Below are 5696 nucleotides of genomic sequence, written 5' to 3' on the forward strand. Positions count from 1 at the left end.
AATCTTTCAATGCCAAGATTAAAGCATTTAGAGCTACGCTCAGAGGAGTAAAGCATATACCCTATTTTTTATTTAGATTAACGAATATTTATGCCTAGTCCACAACTTTTAGGGAAGAGCCAAAAAAAGACAGAGAGTACCTGTTATTTATCATGGTACTCTCTGTTTAATTATCTTGTATAGTAATAACCTAAAACTCTATGCAAAGATAAAATGTATTTATTGAAAAGTAAAATATTTTAACACAAAAATGTTATATTAATGTTCAATGTGATATATATAAAACCTATAAGTGCTCTTTTTGATATGTGAATATGCCAAACCTAAATAAAAAAGAGGTTGCTTTTGCGAAACAACCTCTCCCTTAAGATATATCAGTTTATTTATTTATCGTCTGTCTCTGGCTGAATATGAGATAGCAGAGGTACTTTTAGCTTTCTTTGTTTTCGGTGCTTTATAATTGCTCTTCTTTGTGCTTTTTGTATTGCCTGTTTGAATTTGATTGATCGAGTCGTTCACTATCCATAATTCTTTGTCAAACTCCTTCAATTCGCCCTCTATTTTGTTTTGAGCCTCTTTTAATGTCTCTGGAGTCGTATATATCTGGTTGAGGAACTTATTCTCCATATTGGTAGTCTTGTATATCTCTCCTTCATACAAGCGCATACGGAAATAGTCGTCAATGGTTTTGTTCATTACGTTGTTCTTATCCGAAGCCATAATGGGCATACGGGCTGCATACGGGCGTATATTTTCGTATGGTATCCAAAATTGAGGTTCTCTTAAGCCTTGATCTGTAGATGTTCCGAAGTCTATACCATCAACGTATTGCTGACGAAACAGTACCGGGCAAATAGCTACTGTTTTCACACCTAGCACAGAGTTAGATTGGTCGAAGTACCAAGCTTCTTTTATATAATATCCCAAAGCTTCGTTGCTGGGAATGCTGAATTCATCATAAGAATAGGCATTACCGTTTTTTTGATAAGGTATTTCGAGCCGTTGGAGTACGTCTCCAAAATTGATTTTCAGATTATCCACAAAAAGGTCAGTGCCATTATTCCAATCATAAGCAACAAGGTTCCCATCGCCCATCAGTTTAAAGATCATTGTATAGAAGTTCATCTGATTGCCAATAGGCTGTACCGGATAATATAGAGCAGCATTCTTTCCCTTTGTAAGGTCTAAGAATCGATATACCTCTCTGATCCACGTAGCATTCGATAAATCTTGTGTCTGTGTGTCGTTCATCATCTCTGCGCGCACAGACAATTGAGGTACTTTTGGTCCGTTGTTTTGCTGTGTATTACCTTGTTGTTGCTGTTGCCTTTTGGCTATTCTGTCTCGAAGCGATTCGGGCTGTTCTTGTGCATACAACACAGAGATAAAGCTCAATCCGCAAATAACGACAGCTAATATTTTACTTATCTTATTCATTTTCTTTACTTCTTAGATTTTGCAAATCCTACCTGAGTTCTTACACATCTAAATCCAATATACGAGCGTGGTTGGTTTTGGAACTCGCCTTCACGCATGTCTCCTCTGATGTTGCGCCCTATATCTTTCCACGATCCCCCTTTTACTACCTTTTTCTTTATAGCGTATGGGTCTTCTTTGGCAGCATCGTATTTGTATTGAGGATTCATATCATTCATCATTGCTGTACCCGATTCGGTATAAGCGGTAGAAGTCCATTCGGAAACGTTACCGGCCAAATCATATATACCAAAACGATTTGGTACATAAGAGGCTACACGGGCAGGGATAAGGTTTCCGTCTTTCGTATAGTTTCCTTCTCCGGGTTTGAAGTTTGCCATAAAGCAAGCCTTCTCATCCATTGTACCTTCTTTATCCCACGGATATTTATTTTCGGTCTTACCATTACGTGCGGCAAACTCCCATTCTCCTTCTGTGGGCAATCGGAAGTTTTCGATCGGACGTCCATTTTTTGGTTGTCCCATTTTGTAGAACATGGTTCTCCATTCACAGAAAGCAGTAGCCTGTTCCCAAGTTACACCTACAACCGGATAATCGTTATACCCCGAGTGAGAAAAATACATGCGCATATATGGCTCATTGTAAGCATTGTTGAAATCGTTTACCCAAACAGTAGTATCGGGATAAACGTTTACAATCTTGGTATGTACAAAATCGAATAATGAGCTTAGAGGGCGAACGATTGTTTGGTTTACAGGACGTCCTTCTTCATTGATATAAGCAGTATCTTTTGATATCATCACTACTTGATTGACGTCTATTGCAATATCTGTATTGAGGGTTCGTTCCTGAGGTATCAAACGGTTTCTACGTTTTGCTGCTTCGGTATAATCGAACCATTCATATTTGAAATTCATCTGACGAGGGTCTAATCCTCTAACTCCTGTTATGGGGTGTATAAAAGTCACGCTGTTTATTGCCAACTCCTCTTCTTCCAAAGGGCGTTTAGGTATCGGTCTCCTCCAATCGAGGTATGGTTTTACCGGGTCACCGTATCTGTCTTCTGTGATTTTGAATGCTTCGTTTCCTCCGTAGGCAGGGTCGGCCAGGCGTTCACGAATAATTGAATCGCGTACCCAATAGACAAATTGGCGATATTTGGAATTGGTGACTTCTGTCTCGTCCATCCAAAAATTATCTACCGAAACTCCTTTCGGATTAGCTTTTATATCCCATAGGGAATCGTTCTCGACCGGTCCCATTTCTATAGAACCTCTCGATACCAATACCATACCGTAAGGTGTAGGTTCGGCCCACGACGATCCCTTTTCGCCAACGACTTCACCGCCGATGCTTGATCCTACCGATTTACCACAAGAAGTAAACAGGATGAGTGAAGTTATAATTGCAAAAAACAAATGTTTCATATTTCTTTTATGATCTGATTCTGTCAGTCAACTTTTTTATTTATTCTACTTGTAAGTTTGTATACTCGTCTTTTTTATAATTACAATATCCTTATGCTTTTGCCTGAATGCCTGTCTTTCCGCTTCTCTAACGGCATACTATAGCGTATAAACAATTCGTGGCTTCCATGACTAACCTTCGATATCTCTGATGTTGAAAGGTCGTATGAATAGCCTGCATCTATATTTTTTATTTTCACACCAAGCAAAAATACAAAACCGTCCCCTTTTCTCCAAGATATTCCTCCATTGAACATCTTTTTATATTCGGCTTTAGCTGTAACTTCCAATTGATAGGTCACTGCATCAGATTTAAAGAGAGCAGATGGTTGCAATTCTATCAACGGATTTCCGAGCTTTATATTGTATCCTCCTGTCAGATAATAGATACGAGAAATAGAAGAGGTGGTTTGCTCATCTATATCAAACTTAGGCTGCATTAAGTGCGTTATAGAAGCCCCTAAGTAATAGGTAGGGGTGATCCACGATACACCGAGTCCCATATCAAACTTCTTTTCGCCTATAGCTGTGGTTGGTACTTGTGGGTCTGTTTCTCCTTCAGATTCGTTTCCTGTTCCTCCTTCTCCGCTTGGTGGGTTCTTTATCCCGGAAGCATCGAAGTCTATATTCATCATCCCCCCTTGTAAGCCTACTCTTAGGTGTTTGTTTTTCTTAAACTTAAACCGATAAGCGTATTGCAGCATGGTGGAGGTATTCGTAAATAATCCGAATTTATCAGTTATAACCATTGCACCCACTCCATGTTCCTTACCCAAAAAGTTCATAGGCATATTCAATGAAACCAACGATGTTATCGGTGCTCTGTCGAGACCTGTCCACTGACGGCGATGCAACAGAGAACTTTCTATAACATTTCTTTCTCCAACAAATGAAGGATTGTAAAAGTTCTTCATATTCCAATATTGACTGATCTGGGAATCCCACTGACCATATACAACACCCGAGCCTAGAGTGAAAAACAGAAAGAATAATGTTATATAGTTAAGTTTCATTCACAAATGTCAGTGATAATGGAGTGCAAAGTAAGTACATTTTATTTTAATTAACGGTCGAAAGCCTTGTAAATTGTGTGTTTAGCTATAATTTGTATTTTAAATGTTTGCTTAGTAAAAAACATCTCGATTCCAAAAAGTAACAACCAACGGTCACAGGAGCAAAGCGTATGTAAAAGTAACACTTTTACGGTATGTTTTTATTGTCACTTTATTTTGATCCAAAATAAGAATACCCTACTAATAGATATTTTTTTCATAAAGGCATAAAAAAACAGGCATGGGTTGATTATGCCTGTTTTGTATATATCTTAAACGTATTTACTAAGATTCACTATCCCATATCAAAGCAAGTTTGAAGTTATAAGCGTCAGGTAATACAGGAGTATCAGGAGAACCATCTGATGTTTGAATATAAAAGGTAACAGAAGGATTAGTTCCGTTTCCATAAAAGATATCGAAACCTATATATTCGGTATACGGAGTAGCTAAGTCTTTATATGCTTGTACGAAAGGTAAGTTTTTCTGTACTTCATAAATGCTTCCATCCGGAGCTTCTTCATTTACAAAGACAGTGGCAGCAATTGTGCCAAATTCATACAATCTCTCATCTATCTCTTTTACGCTTATAGTCGCTTCATAGCGATTGTAAACGTTATTCCATCCCCATTGATTTTTTTCAACCTTAAAATCTTTTGTTTTAACTTCCGAACCTACATAATATTGTTCGGTAATATCGTCTCCACAACCCGTTAATCCGGTAATGCCAAATACAGCCAAAAGAGAGATAACTAAATACTTGTATAGCCTTGTTCTCATATAATAGTTTTTTTATGATTGTTAAAAATACAGATTCTATTTTAATTAAACAACAAAAGCCCACCTTTTGTTAACATCCGCTAATGGATATTATTTTTTTTAACGCATCATCTTCACTTGTTTCAGATAAGTTGATCCAGTGAATTTCTTTATCTCTTTTGAACCATGTGATTTGTTTGCGAGAGTAAATCCGTGTACTTTGTTTTATCTTTTCGATAGCAAAATCAAGAGTCCATTCGCCATCCAGATATTTGAACAACTCTTTATATCCGACCGTATTTAATGCATTGAGGTGTCGTTGTGGATAAAAACGTTCGGCTTCTTCTATCAGCCCCGAAGAAATCATTTCATCTACACGGTTGTTTATCCTTTCGTACAATTCGGCTCTGTCGCGAGTCAATCCTATTTTTATAATTTCGAACGGACGTTCTTTTTTTGTTTGTGTTCTGAATGATGAATAAGGCTTGCCCGTCATCAGGCAAACTTCCAAAGCGTGAATCACACGCTTATAATTTTTTAGGTCTACTTCGTTATAAAAATCAGGGTCTAGTACTTTCAGCTGTGACCGTATCGGTTCCAGCCCTTCTCGTTCGTACAATTCATAGACCTCTTTGCGAAGGCTCTCTTCTATTGTGGGTACATCGTCGATGCCATTGCAGAGAGCATCGATATACATCATAGAACCACCACTGGCTATAATTACATCGTGCGGTTTATGAAGATCTTCTATTATATTCAGTGCATCACGCTCAAATTCACTGGCACTATAGTAGTCGGTAACATCAAGCATACCAACAAGGTGATGTGCAACACGTTCTTTTTGAGCTATAGTCGGCGCAGCTGTGCCGACTTCAAGTCCTTTGAAAAATTGTCGGGAATCGGCTGATATGATAGGCGACTGATAGTACTGCTTGGCCCCACAGGAGTGGGGAAAACAGCACTAAGTCTGAACTTGGCTGAG

At 38.3% G+C, this 5696-nt stretch carries 4 protein-coding genes and 2 pseudogenes; 1 reads left to right on the forward strand and 5 read right to left on the reverse strand.

Annotated features, from left to right (window positions below; translation table 11 throughout):
• Nucleotides 1-98, forward strand: a pseudogene (locus LDB17_RS13670) (ISL3 family transposase); the annotation flags it as partial.
• Nucleotides 99-387: 289 nt separating this feature from the next.
• Here LDB17_RS13670 and gldN read toward each other — a convergent pair.
• From gldN to miaA, 5 genes and pseudogenes are all read right to left on the reverse strand, one after another.
• Nucleotides 388-1437, reverse strand: coding sequence for a gliding motility protein GldN (gene gldN / locus LDB17_RS13675; RefSeq protein ID WP_252637006.1), 1050 nt, complete (start codon nucleotides 1435-1437; stop codon nucleotides 388-390).
• 5 nt (nucleotides 1438-1442) lie between these two features.
• Nucleotides 1443-2864 (reverse strand): SUMF1/EgtB/PvdO family nonheme iron enzyme, encoded by a 1422-nt coding sequence (locus tag LDB17_RS13680; protein WP_252637004.1) that lies wholly within the window; start codon nucleotides 2862-2864, stop codon nucleotides 1443-1445.
• Nucleotides 2865-2944: 80 nt separating this feature from the next.
• A complete protein-coding gene (locus LDB17_RS13685; RefSeq protein ID WP_252637002.1) occupies nucleotides 2945-3916 on the reverse strand; it encodes a type IX secretion system membrane protein PorP/SprF in 972 nt (323 codons plus the stop codon).
• Between the two features lie 324 nt (nucleotides 3917-4240).
• The gene (locus tag LDB17_RS13690) at nucleotides 4241-4735 is read right to left on the reverse strand and encodes a hypothetical protein (protein WP_252637001.1); all 495 of its coding nucleotides are present in this window, start codon (nucleotides 4733-4735) and stop codon (nucleotides 4241-4243) included.
• A gap of 70 nt (nucleotides 4736-4805) precedes the next feature.
• Nucleotides 4806-5645: pseudogene (gene miaA, locus LDB17_RS13695) on the reverse strand (tRNA (adenosine(37)-N6)-dimethylallyltransferase MiaA); the annotation flags it as partial.
• Nucleotides 5646-5696 lie beyond the last annotated feature (51 nt).

The organism is Dysgonomonas sp. Shenzhen-Wh21, assembly GCF_043392705.1.
Lineage (GTDB): Bacteria > Bacteroidota > Bacteroidia > Bacteroidales > Dysgonomonadaceae > Dysgonomonas.